The following is a 25,255-nucleotide window of genomic DNA, read 5'->3' on the forward strand; positions in this document are numbered from 1 at the left end:
TCTGAAGCCCTTAACGCGAAGCTCCTCCTCTAGGTTAGCGCTGTTTTCTGCCCCCAGCCCGGCCGGCAGCTACCGCCCAAACTTCTCCCGGCGGCCTGACCCGCTTCAGAAATCAAAGTACTCGCCGGTCTGCGGCTGGGCCGGCTGCTTTTTCTCCGGCTTTTTCAGCTCGAATACCTTGCGCGGCGCGGCCGGCGCCGTAGCAGCTGCCGGCGCCGGCCCAGCTGGTGGCAGAGCGGTCCGGGCCACAGCCGTCCGGGCCGGTGGCTCCGGGGTGGTGGGGCCAGCCGGGCCGGCGCCCCGCTCGTAGCGCACGGCAAAGTCCTGCTCGGTGCCTTGAATGGACAGGCGCAGCGCCGGGCCGGTGGCGCGGGCCGCCGCGCGGGGCAGCAGGCCCGGCAGCAGCGGAATGCTCACGTGGTAGTCCATCTGCTGGTCGAAGGTATGGGTGCCCGTAACGCGCAGCAGGGAGGCGGCCCGCACGTTGGAGCGCACCTCCATTTCGGGAATGTACACCGTGCGGCTCTGCACGTACAGGCGGTTTTGCAGCTCCGCAAACTGCAAATGGCGCAGTGTGGCGCGGCTGGCCACGAAGCTGAGCTTTTGCAGGGGCTCGAAGTTGAGCAGCTCGCCCTGGCGCACGGTGGCGTGCACTTCGGCCTCCAGCCGGTCGGTCAGGGGGCTCAGGTGCTGGTCGAAGTAGGTGTCCGACTCGGCCGTGGCCGTGAGCGTGCCGCGCAGGTGGCGGGCCGTAATAAAGCGCTGGCCAAAGTCCTCAAACACGTAAAACAGGCTGTCGAGGCGCAGTTGCCGGCAGCTGGCTACAGTGGTGGCTTTCAGCAGCGTAGGCTGGCGCGCATCCAGGGTGCCGCGCAGGCTGGCCTGGCCCCCGGCGGCCGTGAGCGTGAGGCCCGGCGAGCTAAACACCTGCCCGTGCAGACGCAGCGTGCCGCGCAGGTCGCGCCCGCGCAGGCGGCGGTAGCGCACCCGCCGGGCCGTGGCTTGCAGGTCCAGGGCCACGGTGGGCGGCACCCGCACCCCGCTGCCGGCCCGGCCCGCCGCATTGCCTGGGCCGCCGCCGGCTCCCGCGGGCTGGTAGAGGTAGAGCAGCTCGTTGAAGTCGAGCACCTGCGAAGCCACCGCAGCCTCCAGGCGCACCGGCTGCCCCGGCAGCAGCACGGCCCCCAAGCCGTTGCGCAGCGTGCCATTCACCACAAAGTCGGAGCCGCCCACGCGGCCCCGCAGGCTGCGCACGGCTACATCGTGGCGGTGCAGGGCCAGGGTGCCGGTGAGGGCGGTGAAGGGCTGGCGGAAGTCGCGCAGAAGCAGGTGCACGTTGTGCAGCTCCAATTCGCCAGCGGCCTGCACCGGCGCCGTAGCCGGCCGGGCCCGGAAGGCCCGCCAGTTGTCGGCGAAGGTGAGGCGCAGGCGGGCGTCGCCGCGGGCTTGGCGCACGGCGGCCACCGGGAAGAACTGCACGGCCCGCGCTACGTCCACGTCGGCCTGCAAGTCCAGGCGAAGAAAAGGATTGTCGAGGTTATCGAGCTGCAAGTTGCCCGCAAACGGCCGCCCGCCCAGCTTTCCGCGCACCCCTTGCAGGCGCAGCGTAGCCGTGCGCGCCGCCCGCGCCGCGCCATTGCCGAAGCTGCCGGTCAGGAACACGTGCCGCACGGCTTGGCCCGTGGCCGGGTACACAAACGAAGCGTCGCGGCAGCCGAAGCGCAGGGCCACCGCCGGGTTGCGCCGCCCCGACAGCTCGCCCTGCACCGTGCCGGCAAAGTACACCGCACCCCGGCTCCGATACGCCCCCATGCGCCGGGCAAGGCGGGGCGGCAGCAGCGCCACCACCGACTGCACCGTGGTGCGGCGGCCCGCCACCCGCAGATTCAGCTGGGTAGCCCGCCGGTAGTCCACGGTGCCCGCCACCGTGTAGGCCGCCGGCCCCACCCGCACTTCAGAAGGCTCGATGGTGAGCTGCTGCCCCGGCCGGTCCACGAGCAGGCGGGTGGTCAGGGTTATGTCTTTCTGCTGGAAATAGTCGTCGGAGCCTAGGCGCACGGTTTGCACGCGGGCGTTGCCCTCGGCCGTAATGGCTACGTGCGCCGGAGTTACGGCCAGCTCGGCGCGCAGCTGGGGCGTGCGCACGGCCACGTGCTGGCGCCGGCCCGCGTCGTCGTAGCGCACTTCTACCCGTTCGAGCCGAATGTCTTCCAGTTGCAGCCGAAAGGCCTGGTCGGGCGGCGGGGCCGTGGTATCGAAGCGCAGGATGTGGTAGTTGGGCCGGCCCTGCGCGTCGAGGCGCACCTGCACGCGGGCGTCGGCCAGCATTACGGCCCGGATGCGGTAGCGCCCGGCCAGCAGGTCCCAGGCATCGAAGGCGCAGTACAAGCGCCGGGCGCGGGCCAGCTTGGCCGTATCCTGGGGCAGCGAGCCACTGACCACCACGTCGTGCAGCGTGATGGAGAGGCGCGGAAACTGGTCGAGCACCGACACGTCGAGGCGGCTGGTTTGCACGGGCACGCGCAGGTAGCGGTTCAGTTCCTGCACGAAGCGGGCCAGCAGACGGTCTTGCCCCAGCCACAGGCCCGCTGCCAGGCCCCCGACCAGCACCACTACGCCCCCTACTATCGTTTTTAGTGTCTGACGCACGCGCTTCTCCTCCGCTGAAATTTCTGAGTGGTAACGAGTTGACCCCGCCAGGGCGTCTGCGGCCGAAATTTCTTCGGCCAAAGATGGCAGAAAGAGTTGCGTTTTCGAAAAGGACCCGCCATATTTGCCATCCCAAACGGGATACGCCTTGGGAGATTAGCTCAGCTGGTTCAGAGCATCTGCCTTACAAGCAGAGGGTCGGCGGTTCGAACCCGTCATCTCCCACTTTTCGTTTTTTTACTTCTTCGGGAGATTAGCTCAGCTGGTTCAGAGCATCTGCCTTACAAGCAGAGGGTCGGCGGTTCGAACCCGTCATCTCCCACCATCCCGTTAGGACAGCCCAATCAGGCTGTCCTTTTTTGTTGTGAGTTATGAACGGTGGTGAAAAGCGGCTGTGCTGACGTTGCAGTAGTATTGTCATGCTGAGCCCAGCTTGTCATGCTGAGCTTGCCGAAGCATCTCTACCGCTTCGTCCGCACAATTGAGAGTAGCCAGAGGGAGAGATGCTTCGACAAGCGGACGCCAGATGGAGCAGGACGGTTAGCATCTAGCGTCAGCACGCAGGATGCTTTGACTTTGGCGGTGCCTACGCGCAGCAGGACAACACCTCGGCAACATCAGCATGCGAAACGACTTAGTTGCGGGAGGAATGTTGAATTTAGGGGCTGATTCCTGCTCTTCCCTGCATGCCTTTGCCCGATCTGCTTGCCCGTTTGCGCTTGCCCCATACCGCCCGCCGCTGGGTGGTGCCGCTGTTTTTCGGTGGCTTGTTTGTGCTGGGGGCTCTGCTGCACCGCGACTATGGCGTGTCGTGGGATGAGCCCACCGACCACCTCAACGGGCTGGTAAACGTGAAGTATGTAGCGGGCCTGGTGATGCCGGAGCGGGTGCGGCAGGAGCCTTCCAGCCACCTAATTCCGGAGTTGGAAGGCTACCGCGACAATGACCACGGCGTCATCTTCGAGGTGCCGCTGAGCGTGCTGAGCTACCTGCTGGTGCATCACGACTCGCGGGCCTACTTTTTTCTGCGGCACTTCCTGATTTTCGGGGTGTTTCAGCTGGGCGTGTGGGCGGTGTACCGCATTGGGCGCACCTGGCTGGGCGACTGGCGCTGGGGGCTGCTGGCGGCCGGGCTGCTGGTGTTGTCGCCGCGCCTGTTTGCCGAGTCCTTTACCAATGGCAAAGACATCCTGTTTCTGGGGCTGTTTGCCTTCGGGATGAGCACGCTGGTGTCCTTCACCACCGCTCCGTCTGCGGGGCGGGCCGCCGGGCACGGCCTGGCTACGGCCCTGGCTACCGATGCCCGCATCCTGGGTGTGCTGCTGGTGGCTTTTACGGTGGTGATGGTGGGGCTGGACCTGCTAGACCGGCCAGCCGTGGAGCGCGGGCGGCGCCTGCGCCTGCTGGGCCTGTATGTAGCAGTGGCGGCGGCCGGTACGGTGGTGGGCTGGCCCTACCTTTGGGCCGACCCCGTGGGCCACTTCGTAGCGGCTTTTCGCAGCATGGGCCACTACCGCTGGCCCTTCACCAACCTCTACCTGGGCCAGTACTACAGCCCTTATACTCTGCCCTGGCATTACGCGCCGGTCTGGATACTCATCACCACGCCCCTGCCCTACGTGCTGGCGGCGCTGCTCGGGCTCGGGTTCAGTGCCCGGTCGGTGCTGCGGGCCCGGCCCTGGCTGGCGGGCCTGGGCCTGCACCGCCTCGACCTGCTGATAGCCGGCTGGCTGCTGGGGCCGCTGCTGCTGGTTATTGCCCTGAACTCCAGCCTCTACGACACCTGGCGCCACCTCTACTTTGTGTACCCGGCCCTGGTGCTGCTGGCGGCTCGTGGCGTGCAGGGCCTGGCCAAGGCCGCCAGCCCGGCAGCGCCGGGGCCCTGGCTGCGGCCCGCCGCCACGCTTTTGCTGCTGGGCGCTTTGCTGGAAACCGGCCGCACGGCCGGGCGCATGGTGCAGCTGCATCCGTTTCAGCACCTGTACTACAGCTTTCTGCCCGCCGAGCAGGCCGAGCGGCTGTTCGACCGGGACTACTGGGGGTTGTCGGTGCGCCAAGGGCTGGAGTGGCTGACGCGCCAGCAACCCACGGGGCCGCTTCGCATCCATGTGCGCTGGCCTATGCACAACCCGCTGTACAACAACAGCCTGATGCTGCCCCCGGAGCAGCGCCAGCGCATCCGCTACGTTCCGGCCGACTCGGCCGACTATTTCCTGACCACCTACCGCTGGCACCCGCAGCCGTTTGCCGACTCCGTGGGCACCGAAATCTACACGGTGCGGGCCGAGGGCATCCGGATCCTGTCCATCTTTCGCAAACCGCCCACGCCGTAAGTTTTTCTTTTCTTCATCTGCGGCTTCCGCTAGCCGCTTCTCGTCTTATGCCGCTTCTCGAAGTTTCCTCCCGCCAGCAGGTGCGGCACTTTCTGGACCTGCCCGCCCGCCTCTACCACGACCAGCCCCAGTGGATTTCGCCCCTCGACCACGAAATAGAGACCGTTTTCGACCCCAGGCGCAACCCTAATTTCGCCCACGGCGAGGCCATTCGCTGGGTGCTCACGGCGCCTGATGGTACGGTTATCGGGCGGGTGGCGGCTTTTGTGAACCAGGCCACCGCCTTCACCGATGCCACGCTGCCGGTGGGCGGCATGGGCTTTTTTGAGTGCATCAACGACCAGGCCGCCGCCACCGAGTTGTTTGAGGCCTGTCGCGCGTGGCTGGCCGAGCGGGGTATGCAGGCCATGGATGGGCCCATCAACTTCGGGGAGCGGGACCGGTTCTGGGGGCTGCTCACGGCGGGCTTCACCGAGCCCAACTACGGCATGTTCTACCATCTGCCTTACTACCAGCAGCTATTCGAGAACTACGGCTTTCAGACCTACTTCAAGCAGTACACCTGCTACCGCGAGGTGGCCGCGCCCCTGCACGATACCTTTCACCGGGCCGCCGAGCGCTACGCCCTGGAGCACCCCGAATTTCGCTTTACGTACGCCGACAAGCGCAACCCCGAGAAGCTGGCCCGCGACTTTCACCACGTCTATAACCTGGCCTGGGCCAACCACAGCGGCGTTAGTGCCATGCCCCTGGACAAGGCCCGGGAGCTGGTGCGGCAGATGAAGCCCGTGCTGGACGAGCGGTTGCTCTGGTTTGCCTACGCCCACGATGAGCCGGTGGCCTTCTTCGTGAGCTTGCCCGAGCTGAACCAGCTATTCAAGCACGTGGGCCGCAACTTCAACCTCTGGAACAAGCTGCGCTTCCTGTGGGAAAAGCGCCGCTACGAGCAGCGGCCCGACAAAAAGCTGTTCGGCGTCATCTTCGGGGTGGTGCCGGCTTGGCAGGGCAAGGGCGTAGAAAGCGCCCTGATGGTGCACGCCCGCGCCGAGTTTATGCGCGCCGGCTACACCGACATCGAGATGAACTGGATTGGCGACTTCAACCCCCGGATGTTGGCCGTCACCCGCTCCATCGGGGCCCGCATCTACAAAACCCACACCACCTACCGCTACCTTTTCGACCGCACCCGTCCCTTCGAGCGCAGCCCGATTATTCGGTAAGTGCCTCTGTCATTGCGAGCCGAAGGCGAAGCAATCCGTCCTTTCCTCTGCGCCGAGCGTCTGAACTCTCAAAAGTTCCTGACGTGTGTGCCTCACCCCCAGCCCCTTTCCGGGAGAGAGGGAGCCGGACAAGACAGCAGGCCCCTGACACCAAGCAGACTGCAGGGGCTTGCAGAGTTCGAATGCTTCTGCCCTGAGAAGGACGGATTGCTTCGCCTCCGGCTCGCAATGACAGGCTTTAAACTTTCTAACCTATAAACTCCTGATGCAGCTTCAGCACCTGCGGGATGAGCAGGTGGGCGTCGTCGTTGTGGATGACGTGCTCGGCGCGCTGCATTTTCTCTTCTTCGCTGAGCTGCTTGCCCATGATGTTTTGGATGTCGTCGGCGGTGCGGTGCGGGTCGCGGCGCAGCACGCGGGCCTGGCGCACGGCGGCGGGGGCGTACACGGTAATAATCTGGTCGAGCTGGCGGTAGGCGCCCGATTCGTAGAGCAAGGCGGCTTCTTTGAGTGCGTAGCGGTGGCCTTCGGCTTGGCGGGCGGCGGCCCACTGCTCGAAGTCGCGCCCCACGTGGGGGTGCACCAGGGCGTTGAGGCGGGTTAGCTGCGCGGGGTTGGGGAAGGCCACCCGCGCTAGGTAGGTGCGGTTAAGCTGGCCCTGAGCGTTAAAGGTTTCGGAGCCGAAAGCGGCCGTTAGCTCCTCCCGCAGCCGGGCATCGTGGCTCATCACCCACTTCGCCCGCGCATCCGAGTCGTACACCGGCGCCCCCAGCACCTGAAACAGGCGGCACACCACGCTTTTGCCCGAGCCAATTCCGCCAGTGATTCCGATTTTGAGCATGAAGTGAGGAAGTGAGATGGTGAGTAGTGAGGTAGTGAGTGGAAAAGAGTGGTCATGCTGAGCAAAGGCGCAGCCAGAGGCGCAGTCGAAGCGTCTCTCCCGCTTCGTTGCAGTGGTATTGTCATGCTGAGCTTGTCGAAGCATCTCTACCGCTTCGTTGAGCAAGCGTTAAGAGTTAGCCAGCGGTAGAGATGCTTCGGCTGCGCTCAGCATGACAATACCATTCACACAGCAGCACGTCAGCTCACCTCCGCCACCTCACTATTTCACTTCTTTTGCCCGCACGCCAGGGGTGAGAACGAGGAAGCCACGGGCCTGGGCGGGCTTTTGGGCCAGGAAGGGCTGGAGGCTGGAGTCGCTGTTGGTGAACTGGCCGTAGTGAAGCTGCACCCGCACCTGCTCGGGGCGGAAGGCGGCGGTGTCTTCGGGGAAAAACTCCAGCTGCACACGCACGGTGGCGGGCGTGAGCTGGTAGCGGCGGCCGGGCGGGGCGTCGAGCAGCTCGGGCACCACCTGCACCGGCACCCGGATAACCTGGCGCGGCACCAGCCGCACGCGCACGTCCTGCACGTTGGTCGTCACCAGCTCGGGCCCGCCGATGGGCACACGGATGTCGCCGGCGGTGCTGCCGGCTGGTGCCTGGGGCAGGTGTACCAGGTAGGGGCTGGGCAAGCTTCTGACCTTGCCGGCCGGCCCCCGAAACACCACGCTGGCCGGCTCAAACTGCGCCGCGTAGGGCAAGGCCGCGCCCGAAGCCGCCGGGCTCAGGGCCAGCGGCAGCCGCCGGCTAATCAGCTCATCAAACGCCACCCACAGCGTGTCGGTGAGCAGGTAGTTGAGCTGGAGGCCGTCCATGCTCTGCTGCAACGCCGGCCGCAGCATACGGGCCGTCACAAAGCGGGTGGCGGGCAAGTCGGTCACGGTCAGCTCGGCGGGCTTCAGGTCGAGCTGCAACTGGCGGCGCAGCAGCTTCCAGCCCCGGCCCGTCACGTTCACGGGTACCTCCGTGGGCAAAGGGTGCACCGGCACGTAGCGGCTTTCGTTGTAGCGCCACGCCACGGGGTAGGTGATGCGCGTGGTGTAGGTTTTGCCCAGAGCATTAAGCAGCCAGAACGTGCTGGCCGCCAGAAAGCATGCCGTCACCGCCCGCCAATAGCTCCGCTCCTGCCCGTAAAACGGGCTGAAAAACCAGCGCAGCAACCGGGCAGGACGAGCAAGCGGCACAAATACAGAAAGTGAAAGGTGATGAAGAAATGTAGGTGCGCAAGTGGGACCTCACCCCCTAGCCCCCTCTCCAAAAGAGAGGGGGAACTAGTTTTAGTTGCCTCACCCCCACCCCTCTCCGAAAAGGAGAGGGGCTCTAGCGCTAGTTTTTAGCTGATGCTCTATCAGCCTACTGCTCAACTACCATCAACCACCCCTAGCCTCTCCAATTAAGGGACTCTAGCTCTAACGAACTAGAACTAGAGCCCCTCCCTTTTGGGGAGGGGTTGGGGTGGGGTTGCTAGTCCCCCCTCTCTTCTAGAGAGGGGGCTAGGGGGTGAGGTTCACGCCGTCTTGCTGGCTACCTCCCGCGCAATGGCCGACCGGTCGAAGCGCAGGCGCACACCCTTGTCTACTTCTACGGTTACGGTGTCGTCGCTCAGGTCCACCACCTTGCCGTGCAGGCCCCCGATGGTCACCACGTTGGCGCCCTTGGCCAGCGCCGCCCGAAACTTCTTGGCCTCGGTAGCGCGGCGCTGCTGGGGCCGGATCAGAAAGAAGTACATGACCACTACCATGAGGACGAGTGGCAGGTACTGGAACAGGCCGCCCGCTCCGGGGGCCGCCGCTTGCAATAATAGAGTTGACAACATAACGCGGGGTTCTTGCAATGATTCTACGAGTTGCGGGCCGCAAAAGCCAGAAAGTTGGGCTGGGGCGGGCTGTACCCACTCCCCGGCCCAACTTTCCGTAACTGCCGTGCGGCGCGTAATGCTTACTGCCGCACCGGGCCGTTCTGGCCGTCGGGCAGGATGTTGGTTTTGATGGTCACCTTGGTGATGCTCGGCTGGGTGTTGGCCTGAATGGCTACCTCCTTGTTCTGAATGCCGGTTTTGCCGTGGCTGTCGAACTGCACTTCGATGGTGCCTTTCTGGCCGGGCTGCACGGGCTCCTTGGTCCAGTTGGGGGTAGTGCAGCCGCAGGAAGCCGTGGCCGTTTCAATCAGCAGCGGCGACTTACCTGTGTTCGTAAACTCAAACGTGTGCTTTACCACCTCGCCCGGCTTGATGTCGCCGAAATCGTGCTCGGCTTTCGCGAAGGTCATCACCGGGGCGTTGGGGTTAGGCGCTTCGGTTTCGTTGGTTACGTTGGGGTTGTCTACCACCGGGTTAGCCGCCGCGGCCGTAGCGGCGGCGTTCATGCCCTCGGCGCCCACTTCGGCGGCCTTGTTGTTGTTGCAGGCCCCCAGCAGCAGCGTGCCGGAGAGCAGGAAAGCAGAAAATAGCGTGCGTTTCATAACAAGAGGAAAAAAGCCGGCGCAGCGGCCAGTGAAATCCAGAGAAAGTACGTTGCAGCGGCGAAGGTACGGCATAATCTGCCACCGGTAAATACCTGAGTGGCAGGCCCGCCGCTACTTGCCCAGGTTGCCGATAACAGCCTGCGCAAACTCGCCCGTGGAGGCCGGGCCGCCCAGGTCACCGGTGCACTTCGACTTATCTTGCAGGGTCAGGTCCAGGGCCTTCTCGATGGTGGTAGCGTACTCATGCTCCCCGATGTGGCGCAGCAGCATCAGGGCCGAGCGCAGCAGGGCTGTGGGGTTGGCCTTGCCCTGGCCCGCAATGTCGGGGGCCGAGCCGTGCACGGCCTCGAAGATGGCCATGTCGTCGCCCACGTTGGCGCCCGATACCACGCCCAGACCGCCCACCAAGCCGGCGCACAAGTCCGAGAGGATGTCGCCAAACAGGTTGGTGGTTACTACTACGTCGAACTGCTCGGGCTTCACTACCAGCTGCATACACATGTTGTCGATGATTTTATCCTCGAACACGATGTGCGGAAACTCGGCAGCCGCTTCCTTGCAGGCGTCCAGCATCAGCGTGCCGGCCATCTTCAGAATATTGGCCTTGTGAGCTAGGGTCACCTTTTTGCGGCCGTGCTTGTCGGCGTAGGCGAAGGCGGCGCGGCAAATCTTGCGCGAGCCTTCCTTGGTGATGCGGTTAAACGAGTCGGCAATGCCCAGGCGCTCATCGTACACCTCCAGGCCCGAGTACAGGCCCTCAGTATTCTCCCGAAACAGCACCAAGTCCACGCCCGAGTAGCGCGTCTGAATACCAGGCGTGGTTTTAGCCGGCCGCACGTTCTGGTACAGGTCGTACTTCTGGCGCAAGGTCACGTTGATGGAGCGGAAGCCCTTGCCCACGGGCGTGGTGATGGGGCCTTTCAGGGCCACGCGGTTTTTCTCCAGCGAAGTCAGCAGGGCCTGCGGAATCAATTCGCCCGACTGGTCAAACGTGGTCTGGCCGGCATTCTGCTCCTCCCACTGCACGGGCACCTGGGCGGCGGCAAAAATGTCGGTTACTGCTTTGGTGATTTCCGGCCCGATGCCGTCGCCGGGAATGAGGGTGATATGGTGCATTATCTTGAATGAGTGATTGAGTGAATGAACGAATGAGTGAATGAATGACCACTACTTCCGGGTTGGAACGGCCACTCATTCACTCATTCGCTCATTCACTCATTAAAAAAATCAGGCTGTCTTGCGGGAGTTGATTTGGTTGATGAGCTGGTCGACGTCGCCGAGCAGCTGCTCGGCCTTGCTCTTGGCGTCCTGAATCACGCGCTGGCCTTCGCTCTTGGCCGAGCTGGGGCCCTGGTCGGCGCGGCTGGTCACCAGGTTTTCGGTGAGGTCGGCCAGGGTTTCGCGGTATTTCTCCAGCTTGTAGCTGAGCCAGCTGCGGGTTTCGCGGCCCTTCTCCGGGGCATACAGCAGGCCGATAGTAGCTCCGGCCAGGGCGCCGCCCGCGAAGCACAGAATGCCGGTAGTGGTTTTGCTACCCATATGTTGGAAGTAAGTAGTGAGTATTAGGTATTAGGAAACCCAAAACATCTGCAAGTACGGAGAAATTACGGTGGAGGTAACACTCAGTGCTTTCAGGCAAGGCGCCGCCTTCACCCACCAGCATCTTACTACCAATTACCTGCTACCACCTACTGGTTGTCCAGCAGCCCGCGGCCCGACTTGCGGATGGCGCCGCTGGCCGTCAGGTCCTGGGCCAATTTATCCAGAATCCCGTTCACAAACTGCTTGCTCTTGGGCGTGGAGTACATCTTGCTGATTTCGATGTACTCGTTGATGGTCACTTTCACCGGAATGGCCCGGAACAAGTGCATCTCGCACAACGCCATCTTCAGCAAAATCTTGTCGGTAAGCGCCACGCGCTCCACGTCCCAGTTCTGCACCGACTCGGCAATCAGCTTCTCGTACTTCTCGTCGTCCTGCAAGGTCTGGCGGTACAGGCTTTCGGCAAACTCCTTGTCTTCCTGCCAGTTTGCCGACAGCGACATGAGCACCAGCTTCTCGTCGGCGGCCTCGTCGAGCATCTTGATGGTTTTCACCACCAGGTTTTTCACAATGGGCCGGTTTTCCTCCCAGTTCAGGTCGTCTTCCTCGATGTAGGCCGGCAGGCTGGTGCCCTTGAACACGTACGTCTTGTAGAGGTGCTTCAGGATTTCCTGGTCCTCCGGGTAGTTGCCGGCCGGGGCCGCCAGGTAGCTTAGCAGCTCCGGGTCCTGCTTTATTTCGGTGCGCCACGCGGTGCGTAGAGCTTCCATCTCGGCCTCGCCGTGCCACTTCAGCGAGCGGCGAATGGTGAGGTCCTGGAGCTGGAGGTTGCCCATGAGCTTCTCAATCACGGGGTTCTGCTCCAGGCGGGCGGTGTCCAGCAGGGGCTCCTTGGCGGCCGTGAGGCGGCGGGCAGCCCGTTCCTTTTCGTCCTCAATCACCTGAAGCAGCGCCTCCGGAATGTTGAGCAGGTGAATGTACTGGTCGTGGATGCTCTCGGCGGCGTGCACCATCTGCCCGCCGTAGTAGGTGGCGTCTTTGGCCACGGCTTTCTGGTAAAACTTGATGGCGTCCTGCACGGCGTCGTTTACGTCGGCGTCGTCGGTTTTTTCTGGCTCCTGGCCGGTTTTGTGCCATTCTTTAAAGATTACCTCGGCCAGCTTGCGCTGCCCTTGCAGCTGCCGCCGGTCCTGGGGCTCGGGCGAGTTCAAATCGGGCGCGAAGGCATCCGCAATCCGGTCAACGGCCAACAGATAATCCGACCCCACCGCCTGATGGTAGGCGTACAGGGCCTGCATGACCTTAATGCGAAGCGTGCGACGGTTGAGCATGGAATAGAAGTGAGTACAGAGAAGTGAGAAGTGAGACTTCTTCCGACCCTTGGTGATGTTGGTAAGCGTAATTAGTCGTTCAGGGATTTTCGTAACCCATAAATCATGCGTTGCAATTCCCCTAAGCGGCTACAGATTTCTTCGGTAGCCGCGGCACTGATGTAGCCAAATGATTCGGCCAGCAGAAATTGTGTTTCCAATTCGTATGATGAGCCGTTGGAAACAGACAAGAAATGCTGAAACTCCTTTGCTGAATCTCGCCCGGCTCCTTCTGCCACATTCGATGGTATCGAAACCGCAGCGCGGCGCATCTGCGAAATCAGTCCAAATCGTTCATCATCCGGAAAGCCCGCGCAGCTCGTGTAAGTCAGCCGCGCTATTTCCATAGCTTTCTGCCAGACTTTAAGTTCTCTGAACCGGTGTTTCATTTGAGTAGAAGTGAGAGGCTAGATATGAGAAGTGAGATACATAGTTTAAAACTACTGGTCTGGATGCTAGCAGCGCAAAAAAAGTCTCACTTCTCACTTCTAACCTCTCACTTCTATCAATAGGTTGATTTAACCTTGCCGATGGCAGCGATGCGCTCCTCGGCCTGGCGGATGGCGGCGGCCTGCGGGTGGGTACCTTCCTGCTCGGCCTTGAGCAGCACCTGGGTGGTGAAGTCGTAGATTTTCTCGGTCTGCGTGAGGGCCGACTGGCGGCTGCCCCCGATTACCTCCGAGTACACGTTGATGAGGCCGCCGGCGTTGATAAGGAAGTCGGGGGCGTATACGATGCCGCGGTCCACGAGGGCGGGGCCGTGCACGTTTTCCTCGGCCAGCTGGTTGTTGGCGCAGCCCGCAATTACCTGGCACTTCAGGCGCGAGATGGTGTCGTCGTTGATGGTGGCTCCCAGGGCGCAGGGCGAGTAGATGTCCACATCCTGGTCGTAGATGTCGTCGAGGTCCACGGCCGTGGCGCCGAAGCGGGCGGCGGCCTGCTGGGCGCGTTCCGGGTAGTAGTCGGTCAGCACCAGCCGGGCGCCTTCTTTCTGCAGGTATTCCAGCAGATAGGTGCCCACGTGGCCCACGCCCTGCATGGCCACGCGCTTGCCCTGCAAGGAGTCGGAGCCGAAGGCCCGCTTGGCGGCAGCCTTCATGCCCATGTAGGTGCCGTAGGCCGTAACCGGCGACGGGTCGCCGGAGCCGCCCATGCTCTCGGGCAGGCCCGATACGTGCTTGGTTTCCATGCGGATGTATTCCATGTCCTTGGTGGTCATGTTCACATCCTCAGCCGTGATGTACTTGCCGTTGAGGTTCTGCACGAAGCGCCCGAACTTACGCAGCAGGGCTTCGGTCTTGAGGCTTTTGTCGCCGATGATGACGGCCTTGCCCCCGCCCAGGTTCAGCCCCGAAATGGCCGCCTTGTAGGTCATGCCGCGCGAGAGGCGGAGCACGTCGTGCAGGGCTTCGGCGTCGGAGGCGTAGTGCCACAGGCGGGTGCCGCCCAGGGCCGGCCCCAGCACCGTGTTGTGAATGCCGATGATGGCGCGCAGGCCGGTTTCGTGGTCGTGGCAGAACACTACCTGCTCGTGCTGATACTCGGCAATCTGCCCAAAGACCGACGTGTCGGCCAACGCTTTCGTTTCAACCATTCGGATGCGGGAAAAAAGAGGTGGGTGGGGGTGGGTTGTCGTACCTTTGCGGGGCTGCTGCCGCACCGGGCGCCCGCACCTCGCTGAACGATTGACGATGCCACTAGGCTATTTCCCGTCGTTCAATGAATTCGCGCAGTCCGGCCACCGGCACACTCCCGCAATGCGGGTGCAAAAGTAGCCGGTTTTTCCGATTTCAGCCAGCTCCACGCAGTCTTTTCCTGGGAGTTTAGAGGTTTGGAAGTTAGAAAGTTAGAAAGTGGTTTTGCCTGGTTGAGGTCGGTTTCCCGACCAGCTGCCGAAACCCTTCCGTAGTCTTTTAACTTTCTAACTTCCAAACTCCTAAACTTCCCAACTCGCATCTGTGCGCGCCCTATCTGCTACCAATAAATACCTGTTGCGCTACAAGTGGCACTTCCTCGGCGGGGTGCTGTTTGTGGCCCTGAGCACGCTGCTGGCCATCTTCCCGGCCCAAATTGTGCGCTACGCCTTCGACCTGGTGGGCGAGGGCATCGACCTCTACTATCTGTACGCCGGTACGCCGGCCCAGAGCGGGGTCTACAGCCTGTTCGGGCGCAACATCCTGCTCTACGGGGTGCTGATTCTGCTCATGGCTCTCTTGCGGGGCATCTTCTTGTTTTTCATGCGCCAAACGCTCATCGTAATGAGCCGGCACATCGAAAACGACCAGAAAAACGAGGTCTACGAGCACTACCAAAGCCTGCCGCTGAGCTTCTACCGCCGCAACAGCACCGGCGACCTGATGTCGCGCATTTCGGAGGACGTGGGTCGGGTGCGCATGTACATTGGGCCGGCCATCATGTACTTCTTGCAGCTGGTTATTCTGTTCGTGCTCATCGTGCCGCTCATGCTTATGGTCAACGTGAAGCTGACCTTGTACACGCTGCTGCCCTTGCCCATTCTCAGCATTAGCATCTTCTACGTCAACAACCTGATTGAGCGGAAGTCCGACGAAATCCAACGCTCCCTGGCCGGCATGACCACCTTTGTGCAGGAGGCGTTTTCGGGCATTCGGGTTCTGAAGTCGTTTGTGCGCGAGGAAGACTCGCACCGGCAGTTCACGCTGGCTTCGGATGAGTACAAGCAGAAGTCCCTGAGCCTGAACTTCGTCAACTCCCTGTTTTTCCCGCTCATCCTGTTTCTGGTGGGCCTGAGCACCATCATCACGGTTTGGATTGGGGGCCAGGAGGTGATTCGCGGCACCATCACCACGGGCAGCATCGCCGAGTTTCTGATTTACGTGAACCTGCTGACCTGGCCCGTTACGGCTCTGGGCTGGACCAGCTCCCTGGTGCAGCGGGCCGAGGCCTCCCAGGCCCGCATCAACGAGTTTCTAAACCAGAAAACCGACATCGTCTCGCGCCAGAACCTGGAAGTGGAATTGCAAGGCGACATCGTGTTCGACCACGTGTCCTTCACCTACCCCGACACCGGTATTCAGGCCCTGCGCGACGTGAGCTTCCGCATCCGGCCGGGCCAAACGCTGGCCATCATCGGCAATACCGGCTCGGGCAAAAGCACTATTGCCGCCCTGCTCTGCCGCCTCTACGACGTAACCCAGGGCCGCATCCTCCTCGACGGCCACGACCTGCGCGACTTGTCCCTGCGTACCCTGCGCAGCCAAATCGGCTACGTGCCCCAGGACGTATTTCTGTTCTCCGATACCATTCGCAACAACATCAACTTCGGCCTGGAAAACCCCACCGAGGAGCGCATGATTCAGGCCGCCAAGGATGCTAACGTGTACGACAACATCGTGCAGTTTCAGGAAGGCTTCGACACCAAGCTGGGCGAGCGGGGCATCACCCTGTCGGGCGGCCAGAAGCAGCGCGTTAGCATTGCCCGCGCTCTGGTCAAGGAGCCCAAGATTCTGATTTTGGACGACGCCTTGTCGGCCGTGGACACCAACACCGAAAACGCCATCCTGGGCGCCCTCCAGCGCATCATGCACAACCGCACCAGCCTCATCATCAGCCACCGCGTGAGCAGCGTGAAGCTGGCCGACGAAATCCTGGTCCTCGACGACGGCCAAATCGTGCAGCACGGCACTCACGAAGCCCTCATGCAAGACCAGGACGGCCTCTACCGCGCCCTCTACGAGCGGCAGCTGCAAAGCGAAGAAGCCTGAATGTAGAAGTGGGAGGTTAGAAGTGAGACGATGAGAAGTGAGAGGTGAGACTTTTGTTCTATCGAGCCTGATGCCTTCAGAACATCGTCTCACTTCTCATCGTCTCACTTCTACGCACCACTCATCATCTGCGCCGCCTGCCAACCCGTGCCGGCGCCCATGGCCACGCCCATGCCATTGCAGCGCAGCGCCCCGAATACCCCCGGCGCCAGCGGCCGGATGATGGGCGCCAGCTCGGCGCCAAAGGCCATAACCCCGCTCCACCGAAAATCAATGTGGGGCCGGCGGCCGGGCAGAATGACGGTGTGCAGCAGGTCTTCCAGATAGTGCTGCACCACGGGCGTAAGGCCGGGCTCGGTGGTGGCTTCGGTGGCCGGGTCGAGGTGGCGGCCGCCGCCCAGCAGCAGGCGCTGCCCCACCTGCCGGAAGTAGGTGTAGCCTCGGTCGTAATGAAACGTGCCGGGCAGGTGCAAGTCGGGCAGCGGCTCCGTTACGAGCACCTGCCCACGACCCGGCGCCACGTCCAGTTCCGGAAAAAACTGCCGGCTGAAGGCGTTGGTAGCCAGCAGCACCTGCCCGGCTTCCAGCTGGCCCAGCGGCGTATGAACTCGTACGAATCCACTGCCGGGCTCCAGCGCCGTTACCGGCATACCGTGCAGCACCACCACGCCGGCCGCCCAGGCCCGTTGGAGCAGAGCCAGCATAAGGCGGCCCGTATCCAGGGCGCCTTCAGCGGTATTTTCCAGCATGTGCTCCACGCCCGCCAAGCCCAGGCCAGGCAGGCGGTGGGTGGCGTCGCGGAAAATGTCGGGGCGGCCGATGATGGGTGCCAGCAGCTCGTTCAGGTAAGGCAGCTGCCGGTAGCATTCCGCCGCCAAGGCCGCATCCTGGAACCGAAACAGCTCGAAGCCACCCACCGGCTGGTAGTCAAGCGCCTCATCCCCGAGCAGCTCCCGCAACCGGCCCAGCCCCTGCCACCGGGCCCGCACTACTGCCTGCAAGGCCGCTGCACCACCGCGCCGCTGCTGCTCCAGCAGCTCCGACGCGGAGCCAAAGCAGGCAAACCCGGCGTTTTTGGTGCTGGCCCCGTTGGGCAGCGTGTCGCGCTCCAGCACGCACACGCGGGCCGTAGGCCGCAGCTGCCGGGTGTAGATGGCCGCCGTCAACCCCACAATACCCGCCCCCACAATCACCACATCGTACCCCGACAGAAAAGTGTGGTGCTCCCAGTAGGAAACCGCCGTGTGCGCCATGCAGTGTATGCTCTCCGCAGCCGTAGCCGCAGTCGTTAATCAAAGAAAACGCCTTCTACCGGGCGGCAGAAGGCGTCTGTCTACACCTATCGGGCGTTCAGCCGCAGACCGGTTACTGGCCCAGCAGCACCCGTTTCATGCCGCGCCGCTCGCCCGAGGAGCACTGCACAATGTAAGAGCCGGGCGGCAGGTTGCTCACGTCGAGCACGGCGGCATCAGTGCCCACCATTATGTCGCGGGTAAGCACGGGGCGGCCTTCCGGGTCGTTTACCTCTACGCGGGTAGGGCCGGCGGCATCGGTGCGCACCGTGAGGCGCTTGGTCAGGGGGTTGGCGTCCAGGCGCACTTTCAGCGGACCGTTGTTTGGCGCGGGGTCCGCCATCTTGTCGGTGATAAGAGCGGGCGGGGCCGCCGCGACCATAGGAGCCGCAGGAGCCGGGGCCGCCGGCTGAGCCGAGCTAGGGGCCGACTTAGCGGCGTCGGGCTTGGCCGGGGCCTTGGTTTGCGCGTACACCGGCTGGCATAGCACGGCAGCTAGCAGAAACACGAGAAGAGTAAATGTTTTCATACGCATTCAGACAGGGTGTGTGAATCATACGGGGAGGGTAAAGATAAACATTTCCGCGGCTAAGTGGCTGTCCTTGACGAAAGAAGAAACCACGTTACCCTCAGTATAGGCCCTACGAAGGGCACAGGAAATAAAATTTATCTTGTTACCGGTTCTCAGCTCACCGTTTTTAACCGCCACTAAACGAAGCATCTACCTGCTTATTGTTCTGCTTGCACGAGTTTTCTACTTGCTTGCGCAGAATAAAATCCGCTGCTAAAGCTTGCGGAATACGGGGCGGCGTGCTTACCTTTGTCCCACAATTCTATCGGGGTGTAGCGTAGCCTGGTATCGCGCCAGCATGGGGTGCTGGAGGTCGTAGGTTCGAATCCTGCCACTCCGACAGAACAGATTCCTGTCGAAAAAGCCGCTGAACTTAGGTTCGGCGGCTTTTTTAGGCAGTAGCAAGCCAGAATACCTCGTGTGTGCCCAGGCCAGCACAGTTTAATCGGGGTGTAGCGCAGCCCGGTAGCGCGCTACGTTCGGGACGTAGAGGCCGTAGGTTCGAATCCTGCCACCCCGACTCAGGTATTCTACTATCTCAAACCGCCCGCTGAACCCAGTTCGGCGGGCGGTTTTGTTTTTGGCTATATAATTCTGAAGCTATCCTTCGTTATTGCCGGGCTTGGCAAAATCGTTTATCCAATCATTTCACTTTTTCCTTCTCTACCCCCCATGCAAAAATTAGTGGCCGGCATCAGTGTATGCGCTTTAAGTGTGGCTGCCATTGCAGCCTCCGCCCAAATTACGAAAGGTGTTAAGCTCCTGGGTGGTTCTGTTGGCTACAACGCCTATTCTGTTACAGAGGATTTTGACACGAAGTTTACGCCCGAGAAAAGAAGCAGCTTCTCTGCTGCTCCTGCGGCAGGCTTTTTCATTGCTGACAATGTAGCTGTTGGTATTTCCCCAGGTTTTTCAACTAATAAGACTGTACTGAAAGAGGGAGTTCTGAATGGACCGAATAGCCCTGTTGTGGTGACACGAACTGATAAGGAACATTCCGTTTCTATTGCTCCTTTCTTACGGTATTACTATTTGCCAATCGAGAATTTTGGCATATACGGACAGGTATCGGCTGGGTATGCTCTTGGGCGGTTTGACAGGGATATCGATCAATCCTCAAATGTATTCAGTGCAAACACCCGTGAGGTATTTGCGGCTATTACCCCAGCGCTGGTTTTCTTTCCTATCAATAAGCTTGGGCTTGAGTTAACCTGCGGTTCAGTTGGCTATAGTCGCGCTAAAAGAATACCGCAAAACCTACCCGTTGACTTTGAAGGAGACGGTTTTATTACTTCCCGCTTTGGGGCCAGCTTTGGCCTTAGTTCTTTAGCCTTAGGAGCTTCTTACTACATAGGCCGTTAACTGACGCAGACTGCCGCCAAGCATGAAAAAGCCCGACAGATAATTTCTGCCGGGCTTTTTCGTGTCCATAGTCCACTTCTACTTCACCACCGCAAACACCTCTGGCTCGCCTTTATCCGGGAACCGCTCCAGGTACACGTGCTGCAAGGTGAGCTTCTGGGCGGCGGCGTAGTCTTTGATGCCGGCGTACAGTTTCTCGGGAGCCACCAGGTAGCTGGCGTCAATGCGGGCGTGGAGCACGCGCTGCCCGGCCGGGAACGTGCGGTACGTGTAGCCCGCCGGCAGCTTCTGCGCCGTGGTATCGGCCACTACGACGCCCACAAACACCTTGGCCGCGTCGCGCGAGGATTCGGGGCTGTTGTAGAAGATGTTGCCAAAGTCGCCGCGGAGCTGGCCGCTGCTGCGCAGCTTGTAGGCCTCGCGGGTCAGGTCGCCGAAAGCCTGGTCGTTGGCGGGGCCTTCATAATAGCGCCCGGCCACGAAGATGGGCTGGCTGGTGGTTTGCGCAGCAACGGTAGCGGCCCGAAAGCCACCCATGCGCCAGTAGGCCACCGTAAACCCAAGGCCCAGCAGCAGGGCTAGTGCCAAAAATACTTTGTTCATGTGGTAGGGGCGCGTTGCACGCGCCCGGTCGTGGGGGAATAGTTGACGCAAAGCTACGCGGCAGCGGGGCATCCGCTCGGCTTTCTGTGGACAGGCGGCACGGCTTCGGCGGGGGGCGCGTGCGACGCGCCCCTACGATGACAGTACATCCTTGTATTGCATCTGATAAAGGTTGGCGTAGTAGCCGTGCAGTTGCAGCAGCTCCTCGTGAGTGCCGGATTCCTTGATTTCGCCCCGGTCGAGCACGATAATCTGGTCGGCTTTCTGGATGGTGCTGAGCCGGTGGGCAATAACCAGCGACGTGCGCCCCTGCATCAGCCGCTCAATGGCCTGCTGAATCAGCTCCTCCGTCTCCGAATCAACCGACGACGTGGCCTCGTCCAGAATGATGATGCGCGGCTGGTACACCATGGCCCGCACGAAGCTGATAAGCTGGCGCTGCCCCACCGACAGCGTAGCGCCACGCTCCATTACCTGGTAGTCGAGGCCGCCGGGCAGCCGCTCGATGAAGCGCCGGGCCCCTACCAGGTCGGCGGCTTCCCAGATTTGCGCGTCGCCGATGTCCGGCTTGCCCAGGGTGATATTGTCGCGGATGGTGCCCGCAAACAAGAACACGTCCTGGAGCACCACCCCAATGTGGCGGCGCAGCTCCTTGAGGTCGTACTCGCGCAGGTCGTGGCCGTCGATGCGAATAGTGCCTTTGTTGATTTCGTAGAAGCGGCTAAGCAGGTTGATGATGCTGGTTTTGCCGGCCCCGGTGGCTCCCACGAAGGCGTAGGTCTGCCCGGCTTTCACCGAGAAGTTCACGTCACGCAGCACCCATTCTTCGTCGTTGTAAGCAAACCAGACATGCTCAAAGTCTACGTCGCCGCGCAGGTCGGCGGGGGCGTAGGTGCCGTTGTCGGCAATCAACTCCTTGCTGTCGAGCAGCTTCAGGAGGCGCTCCGTGCTTACTAGGCCCAGCTGCAAGGTATTGAACCGGTCGGCAATCTGGCGGATGGGCCGGAAGAACAGGGCGTTGTATAGGATAAAGGCAATGAGGGCGCCTTTGGAAATGGTACCTTCAATCTGCCCCTGGGCTGCGTACCATACCAGCAGGCCTACGCCTGCGGCGGCCAGCACCTCGGCCACCGGGAAGTAGATGCTGTAATAGAGCACCGAGCGGATGTTGGCGCGGGTGTGCTCCTGGTTGATGGCCTTGAACTTGCGCAGCTCCCGCTCCTCATTATTGAAAATCTGCACCACGTTCATGCCGGTCAGGTGCTCCTGCACAAAGGAGTTCAGGTTGGCCACGGCCGTGCGCACCTCCTGAAACGACTTCTTCACCTTTTCCTTGAACACATAGGTACTGAACAGCAGGGGCGGAATCACTGACAGGCTAACCAGCGTCAGCCGCCAGTCCATGTAAAACATGAACCCGATGATGAACACCAACTGCAGAATGTCGCCAATCATGGCGGCCAGCCCTTCGCTAAACACGTCGGACAGCGTTTCTACGTCGGAAATGTTGCGCGTAACAAGCACGCCAATGGGTGTCCGGTCGAAAAACTTCAGCCGCAGGTTCAGGATGTGCTTGTAGAGGTCCACCCGAATGTCGCGCACAATGTACTGGCCCAGCCAGCCCCCAAAGTAGGTTTGCAGGTAGCTCACAATGGCGTGAGCCACAAGCAGCACCGCCAGCCAGCCAAACATGCGGTTCAGCCCGGCCCAGTCGCCCTGCTCAATGGTTACATCTACCACCCGCTGAATCAGGAAGGGCCGCAGCGTGCCCAGCACGGCGGCGGCTATGGTCAGGAAAATCAGAAAGTAAAATACCCGCCGGTAGGGCCGCACGTAGGCCACCAGCCGGCGCAGCACCTGCCAGTCGAAAATATTGCCGCTTTTGGTGGCCGTTGTAGCTTGTTGCTCCATGCAGGAGAGAAGATGAGTAGCAGAAAGATAAAGCACCGCCGCGCAAAAAGCCGGCCTGCCTAAGCGTTATTCCTGGCTTGGCAAAAAGCCTTGCGAGTGAAATTCACACAATTACAAACCCCAGCCCGCAAGAGGCTATGCTTTGTATGACAGGTAAGCTGGAGCAATGTTGCTTACGCGCCGGAGAAGTACGGCAATCCGGTTGGTAGCCGTGCTTCTGTTACCAATTCCTCCGGATATTCTACCCGGCACAGAAACAGCCCGTTGGCCAAAGCCGCCCCACTGGCATGTACCCGGTCGAGGCTGCGGAAGATTTCCCCAAACTCCTGCGGACTCATCTTGCCGCGCCCCACCGTGAGCAGCGTGCCAACTACCAGCCGCACCATGCCCCGCACAAACCGGTTGGACCTAATGCGGAATACCAGTCCGCCCGGCACCTCATGCCAGCCCGCTTCCAAGCAAGTGCAGACGTAGTGTTTCTCGCTGCCCTTCACCTTCGAGAAGCTGGTAAAATCGTGGGTTCCGAGCAGCAGCGCCGCGGCTTCGTTCATGGCCGCCACATCGGGGGCTCGGTCCAGGTATAAGCTGAAGCTGGGAGCGAAGGGGTCGGGCACGAGGCGCACGTGGTACTCGTAGGTGCGGGCCGTGGCATCGTAGCGGGCGTGGGCCGTATCGGGCACTGGATGCAGGGCCTGGGCCCGAATGTCGCGGGGTAAGGCCCGGTTCAGCCGGTACAGCAGCGTAGACAGGTCCAGGCCAGCGGGTATATCAGCATCGAAATGCGCCACCTGATGGCTGGCGTGCACGCCCGAGTCGGTGCGGCCACTGCCCAGCGAATACACCGCCTGCCGCAGCACCTGCGACAAGCAACGGTCCAGCTCCTGCTGCACCGTAAGCACGCCCGGCTGCATCTGCCAGCCGTGGTACTGGGTGCCGTCGTACGCCAGATGAAGAAAATAACGCACTCGGTTGTAGCTAACAGCTGCGAAAATAGTTCCGATTATTTCTCCTCTACCAACGCGTAGAGCAAGGAATCCAACATTTGGCCATCCTTCACCACGCTGCGGCGCATACGAGCTTCCAGCTCGTACCCCGTCTTTTCCAGCACCCTTCCCGACGCCAGATTAGTGGCAAATACCACCGCGTACAGCCGGCACACGTCAAAGCTAGCCAGCACGTAGCGCGACACCTCCTGCACGGCGGCCGTAGCCACGCCCTTGCCCCAGTGCTTCCGGGACAGCCAGTAGCCAATTTCGCCCGACCGGCGCCGCACATCCGACTTGAAATGAACTCCAATACTGCCCACTGCTTCCCCATCTACCTCAATGGCCAGGTGCAGGTCGCGCTGGCTGTCGGCCACTAGGCATAGAAAGAACTCTGCATCCTGAGCCGTGTAGGGGTAAGGAAAGGTGTCGCGCAGATTTTGCCAGATGGCCCGGTCGTTGGCGTGGTGGGCCAAGGCCGCGGCATCCGGAAACCGCCAAGGCCGCAGCCGCGCCCCTGGCAGCGGCAACGCAAGCGTAGGAGTCAGCCGCGGGTCAGTCATGGGTGAGCACAGCAGCACACCAGAAATGCCTCCAGCCGTCGGATAACTCCACCGCCTGTGGGCATTTCTGACTACAGCTTCTCATAGATAACTGCGGCGCCTTGCCCTACGCCCACGCACATAGTAGCCAAGCCGTAGCGCACGTTGTCGCGCCGCTGCATCTCGTGCAGTAGCGTAGCCGTAATGCGGGAGCCACTGGCTCCCAGCGGGTGCCCAATGGCAATAGACCCACCGTTTACGTTGACCTTCTCCGGGTCCAGGTTCAGGTCCCGGATGCAGGCAATGCTTTGCGCCGCAAACGCCTCGTTCAGTTCAATCAGGTCGATGTCCTGTATCGTTAGGCCAGCCCGCTGCAGCACTTTTTGCGTAGCCGGCACCGGCCCAATGCCCATGTACGCTGGGTCTACACCCGCCACCGCCGAAGCCACCACCCGCGCCATGGGCTTTAGGTTGTAGCGCTTCAGGGCTTCCTCGCTCACCAGCAGCACGGCCGCTGCCCCATCGTTGATGCCCGCTGAGTTGCCTGCCGTTACCGTGCCATCGGCTTGGAAAGCTGGCTTCAGCGTGGCTAGCTTCTCCATGCTCGACAAGCGTGGGGGCTCGTCCTGGTCAAACAATGCAGTGTCGCCCTTAGGCTGCGGGATAAAAACCGGTACGATTTCGCGGCGGAACCGTCCTTTTTCAAATGCACGCTGGTATTTGCGCTGGGAGTTAAAGGCAAACTCGTCCTGCTCCTCGCGGCTGATACCATACTTGCGGGCTACATTCTCGGCTGTTTCCCCCATGGCATACGGGTGGTGCAGCTTCGATAGTCTCGGGTTGACAAAGCGCCATCCCAGCGTAGTATCATGGGCCGTAAAGTCGCGAGCAAACGCCGTTGCCGACTTTGCCATTACGAATGGCGCCCGGGTCATGCTTTCCGAGCCGCCAGCCAGGTACACGTCACCTTCCTCGGCACGAATAGCTCGGGAAGCATCCATAATGCTTTGCAGCCCCGAGGCACACAAGCGGTTCACGGTGTTGCCCGGAATTGTGGTGGGCAAGCCAGCCAACAGGGCAGCCATACGGGCTACGTTGCGGTTGTCTTCCCCGGCTTGGTTAGCGGCCCCAATAATTACATCTTCAATGGCCGCTTTGTCCAGCGCGGGTGTACGCCGCATCAACTCCCGCAACACGTGAGCGGCCATATCATCGGGGCGGACGCTGCTCAGTGCCCCACCAAATTTACCAATAGGAGTGCGGACCGCGTCCACAATGTATGCTGTAGGCATTGTACGTAGTGCAAGTATTCCAGTGGTTGTTGGCTACTTTTGCCAACCAAAATGCGGCGTTTTGTCCGCCGAACTATCAAAACACAAAGATGATACAAAGAATCCAAAGCGTGTTCTTGTTGTTGCTGGCGCTGGCTATGCTCAGCGTCTTGTTCCTCCCTATCTGGAGCAAAACAGACCCCGCAACCCAACAAACTCTAGTGCTCTCAGCCACGAAGCTAGCCAGTTCATCCGCTAGCCCCACCTCACCAGCCCCGGTTAGCACATGGCCCATTGCCGCGCTGGCCGCCGCTTCAGCAGCAACAGCCCTCTTCGAAATTTTTCAGTATCGGAACCGGTTCACCCAGCTCAAACTTGGCGTTGTAAACTTTCTACTAATTGTCGCCACCATCGGAGCAGGATTCTACTACTCCAGCATAGGTGAAAGGCTACTCAACATCAAGATGCCTGGGACGTTTGAAGCTGGCTTCTATTTACCAACCCTCGCCTTGCTACTCA

22 protein-coding genes and 4 tRNA genes (1 of these 26 running past the window's edge) are annotated in these 25,255 nt (G+C 61.3%); 9 read left to right on the forward strand and 17 right to left on the reverse strand.

Annotation, left to right across the window (positions count from 1 at the left end; genetic code table 11):
- Positions 1 to 105: 105 nt before the first annotated feature.
- Positions 106 to 2,649, reverse strand: a complete 2,544-nt coding sequence (locus OIS53_RS14230; RefSeq protein ID WP_264679242.1) for an AsmA-like C-terminal region-containing protein — start codon at positions 2,647 to 2,649, stop codon at positions 106 to 108.
- Positions 2,650 to 2,799: 150 nt separating this feature from the next.
- On the opposite strand from OIS53_RS14230, the gene OIS53_RS14235 reads away from it, so the two are divergent.
- The 4 genes from OIS53_RS14235 to OIS53_RS14250 all read left to right on the forward strand — a co-directional run bounded on the left by OIS53_RS14235 (position 2,800) and on the right by OIS53_RS14250 (position 6,202).
- A tRNA-Val gene (locus tag OIS53_RS14235) sits at positions 2,800 to 2,874 on the forward strand.
- Positions 2,875 to 2,896: 22 nt separating this feature from the next.
- Positions 2,897 to 2,974 (forward strand) — tRNA-Val (locus OIS53_RS14240).
- 367 nt (positions 2,975 to 3,341) lie between these two features.
- Positions 3,342 to 4,982 carry a hypothetical protein gene (locus tag OIS53_RS14245; protein WP_264679243.1) on the forward strand — a complete coding sequence of 547 codons (1,641 nt, stop codon included), beginning with the start codon at positions 3,342 to 3,344 and terminating at the stop codon, positions 4,980 to 4,982.
- Between the two features lie 47 nt (positions 4,983 to 5,029).
- Entirely contained in the window at positions 5,030 to 6,202 is a 1,173-nt protein-coding gene (locus OIS53_RS14250; protein WP_264679244.1) for a GNAT family N-acetyltransferase, read from the forward strand.
- A 247-nt stretch (positions 6,203 to 6,449) separates the two neighbouring features.
- Here OIS53_RS14250 and coaE read toward each other — a convergent pair whose 3' ends face one another.
- The 9 genes from coaE to OIS53_RS14295 all read right to left on the reverse strand — a co-directional run bounded on the left by coaE (position 6,450) and on the right by OIS53_RS14295 (position 14,052).
- The gene (coaE, locus tag OIS53_RS14255; protein WP_264679245.1) at positions 6,450 to 7,043 is read right to left on the reverse strand and encodes a dephospho-CoA kinase; all 594 of its coding nucleotides are present in this window, start codon (positions 7,041 to 7,043) and stop codon (positions 6,450 to 6,452) included.
- Positions 7,044 to 7,304: 261 nt separating this feature from the next.
- The gene (locus OIS53_RS14260) at positions 7,305 to 8,267 is read right to left on the reverse strand and encodes a hypothetical protein (RefSeq protein ID WP_264679246.1); all 963 of its coding nucleotides are present in this window, start codon (positions 8,265 to 8,267) and stop codon (positions 7,305 to 7,307) included.
- A 323-nt stretch (positions 8,268 to 8,590) separates the two neighbouring features.
- A complete protein-coding gene (yajC, locus tag OIS53_RS14265; RefSeq protein ID WP_264679247.1) occupies positions 8,591 to 8,899 on the reverse strand; it encodes a preprotein translocase subunit YajC in 309 nt (102 codons plus the stop codon).
- 122 nt (positions 8,900 to 9,021) lie between these two features.
- Complete coding sequence (locus OIS53_RS14270) at positions 9,022 to 9,543, reverse strand: DUF1573 domain-containing protein (RefSeq protein ID WP_264679248.1); 522 nt, start codon at positions 9,541 to 9,543, stop codon at positions 9,022 to 9,024.
- Positions 9,544 to 9,657: 114 nt separating this feature from the next.
- Positions 9,658 to 10,662 (reverse strand): isocitrate/isopropylmalate dehydrogenase family protein, encoded by a 1,005-nt coding sequence (locus OIS53_RS14275; protein WP_264679249.1) that lies wholly within the window; start codon positions 10,660 to 10,662, stop codon positions 9,658 to 9,660.
- Positions 10,663 to 10,773: 111 nt separating this feature from the next.
- Positions 10,774 to 11,085 carry a YtxH domain-containing protein gene (locus OIS53_RS14280; protein ID WP_264679250.1) on the reverse strand — a complete coding sequence of 104 codons (312 nt, stop codon included), beginning with the start codon at positions 11,083 to 11,085 and terminating at the stop codon, positions 10,774 to 10,776.
- A gap of 149 nt (positions 11,086 to 11,234) precedes the next feature.
- A complete protein-coding gene (nusB, locus tag OIS53_RS14285; protein WP_264679251.1) occupies positions 11,235 to 12,419 on the reverse strand; it encodes a transcription antitermination factor NusB in 1,185 nt (394 codons plus the stop codon).
- A 71-nt stretch (positions 12,420 to 12,490) separates the two neighbouring features.
- A complete protein-coding gene (locus tag OIS53_RS14290) occupies positions 12,491 to 12,847 on the reverse strand; it encodes a four helix bundle protein (protein WP_264679252.1) in 357 nt (118 codons plus the stop codon).
- Between the two features lie 116 nt (positions 12,848 to 12,963).
- On the reverse strand, positions 12,964 to 14,052 hold the full coding sequence (locus OIS53_RS14295; protein WP_264679253.1) for a Glu/Leu/Phe/Val dehydrogenase dimerization domain-containing protein: 1,089 nt from the start codon (positions 14,050 to 14,052) through the stop codon (positions 12,964 to 12,966).
- Positions 14,053 to 14,416: 364 nt separating this feature from the next.
- Here OIS53_RS14295 and OIS53_RS14300 point away from each other — a divergent pair, with 364 nt between their 5' ends.
- Positions 14,417 to 16,201, forward strand: coding sequence for an ABC transporter ATP-binding protein (locus tag OIS53_RS14300; RefSeq protein ID WP_264679254.1), 1,785 nt, complete (start codon positions 14,417 to 14,419; stop codon positions 16,199 to 16,201).
- 110 nt (positions 16,202 to 16,311) lie between these two features.
- Here OIS53_RS14300 and OIS53_RS14305 read toward each other — a convergent pair whose 3' ends face one another.
- Together OIS53_RS14305 and OIS53_RS14310 are read right to left on the reverse strand one after the other, a co-directional pair.
- Complete coding sequence (locus OIS53_RS14305; protein WP_264679255.1) at positions 16,312 to 17,454, reverse strand: NAD(P)/FAD-dependent oxidoreductase; 1,143 nt, start codon at positions 17,452 to 17,454, stop codon at positions 16,312 to 16,314.
- Positions 17,455 to 17,566: 112 nt separating this feature from the next.
- Positions 17,567 to 18,022, reverse strand: coding sequence for a T9SS type A sorting domain-containing protein (locus tag OIS53_RS14310; RefSeq protein ID WP_264679256.1), 456 nt, complete (start codon positions 18,020 to 18,022; stop codon positions 17,567 to 17,569).
- A gap of 308 nt (positions 18,023 to 18,330) precedes the next feature.
- Here OIS53_RS14310 and OIS53_RS14315 point away from each other — a divergent pair.
- The 3 genes from OIS53_RS14315 to OIS53_RS14325 all read left to right on the forward strand — a co-directional run bounded on the left by OIS53_RS14315 (position 18,331) and on the right by OIS53_RS14325 (position 19,426).
- A tRNA-Pro gene (locus OIS53_RS14315) sits at positions 18,331 to 18,404 on the forward strand.
- A 106-nt stretch (positions 18,405 to 18,510) separates the two neighbouring features.
- Positions 18,511 to 18,584: transfer RNA gene (locus tag OIS53_RS14320), tRNA-Pro, on the forward strand.
- Positions 18,585 to 18,736: 152 nt separating this feature from the next.
- Positions 18,737 to 19,426 (forward strand): PorT family protein, encoded by a 690-nt coding sequence (locus OIS53_RS14325; RefSeq protein WP_264679257.1) that lies wholly within the window; start codon positions 18,737 to 18,739, stop codon positions 19,424 to 19,426.
- Between the two features lie 78 nt (positions 19,427 to 19,504).
- Here the strand turns inward: OIS53_RS14325 and OIS53_RS14330 are convergent, their stop codons facing one another.
- The 5 genes from OIS53_RS14330 to OIS53_RS14350 form a co-directional block, all read right to left on the reverse strand.
- The gene (locus tag OIS53_RS14330; protein WP_264679258.1) at positions 19,505 to 20,029 is read right to left on the reverse strand and encodes a hypothetical protein; all 525 of its coding nucleotides are present in this window, start codon (positions 20,027 to 20,029) and stop codon (positions 19,505 to 19,507) included.
- 132 nt (positions 20,030 to 20,161) lie between these two features.
- Positions 20,162 to 21,940 carry an ABC transporter ATP-binding protein gene (locus OIS53_RS14335; RefSeq protein WP_264679259.1) on the reverse strand — a complete coding sequence of 593 codons (1,779 nt, stop codon included), beginning with the start codon at positions 21,938 to 21,940 and terminating at the stop codon, positions 20,162 to 20,164.
- Between the two features lie 173 nt (positions 21,941 to 22,113).
- Positions 22,114 to 22,905 (reverse strand): tRNA pseudouridine(38-40) synthase TruA, encoded by a 792-nt coding sequence (truA, locus tag OIS53_RS14340; protein ID WP_264679260.1) that lies wholly within the window; start codon positions 22,903 to 22,905, stop codon positions 22,114 to 22,116.
- Positions 22,906 to 22,940: 35 nt separating this feature from the next.
- Positions 22,941 to 23,486, reverse strand: a complete 546-nt coding sequence (locus tag OIS53_RS14345) for a GNAT family N-acetyltransferase (RefSeq protein ID WP_264679261.1) — start codon at positions 23,484 to 23,486, stop codon at positions 22,941 to 22,943.
- A 71-nt stretch (positions 23,487 to 23,557) separates the two neighbouring features.
- Positions 23,558 to 24,757: a thiolase family protein gene (locus tag OIS53_RS14350; RefSeq protein ID WP_264679262.1), complete on the reverse strand. Its 1,200-nt coding sequence runs from the start codon at positions 24,755 to 24,757 to the stop codon at positions 23,558 to 23,560.
- Positions 24,758 to 24,786: 29 nt separating this feature from the next.
- Between OIS53_RS14350 and OIS53_RS14355 the strand changes: the two genes are divergently transcribed.
- A protein-coding gene (locus tag OIS53_RS14355) for a DUF4293 domain-containing protein (RefSeq protein ID WP_264679263.1) crosses the window boundary here: on the forward strand, positions 24,787 to 25,255 show its 5' portion. It continues 68 nt past the right edge of the window; 469 of the gene's 537 nt are visible here — the first part of the coding sequence; it begins with the start codon at positions 24,787 to 24,789; its stop codon lies beyond the right edge, outside the window.

It is taken from the genome of Hymenobacter sp. YIM 151500-1, assembly GCF_025979885.1.
Lineage (GTDB): Bacteria > Bacteroidota > Bacteroidia > Cytophagales > Hymenobacteraceae > Hymenobacter.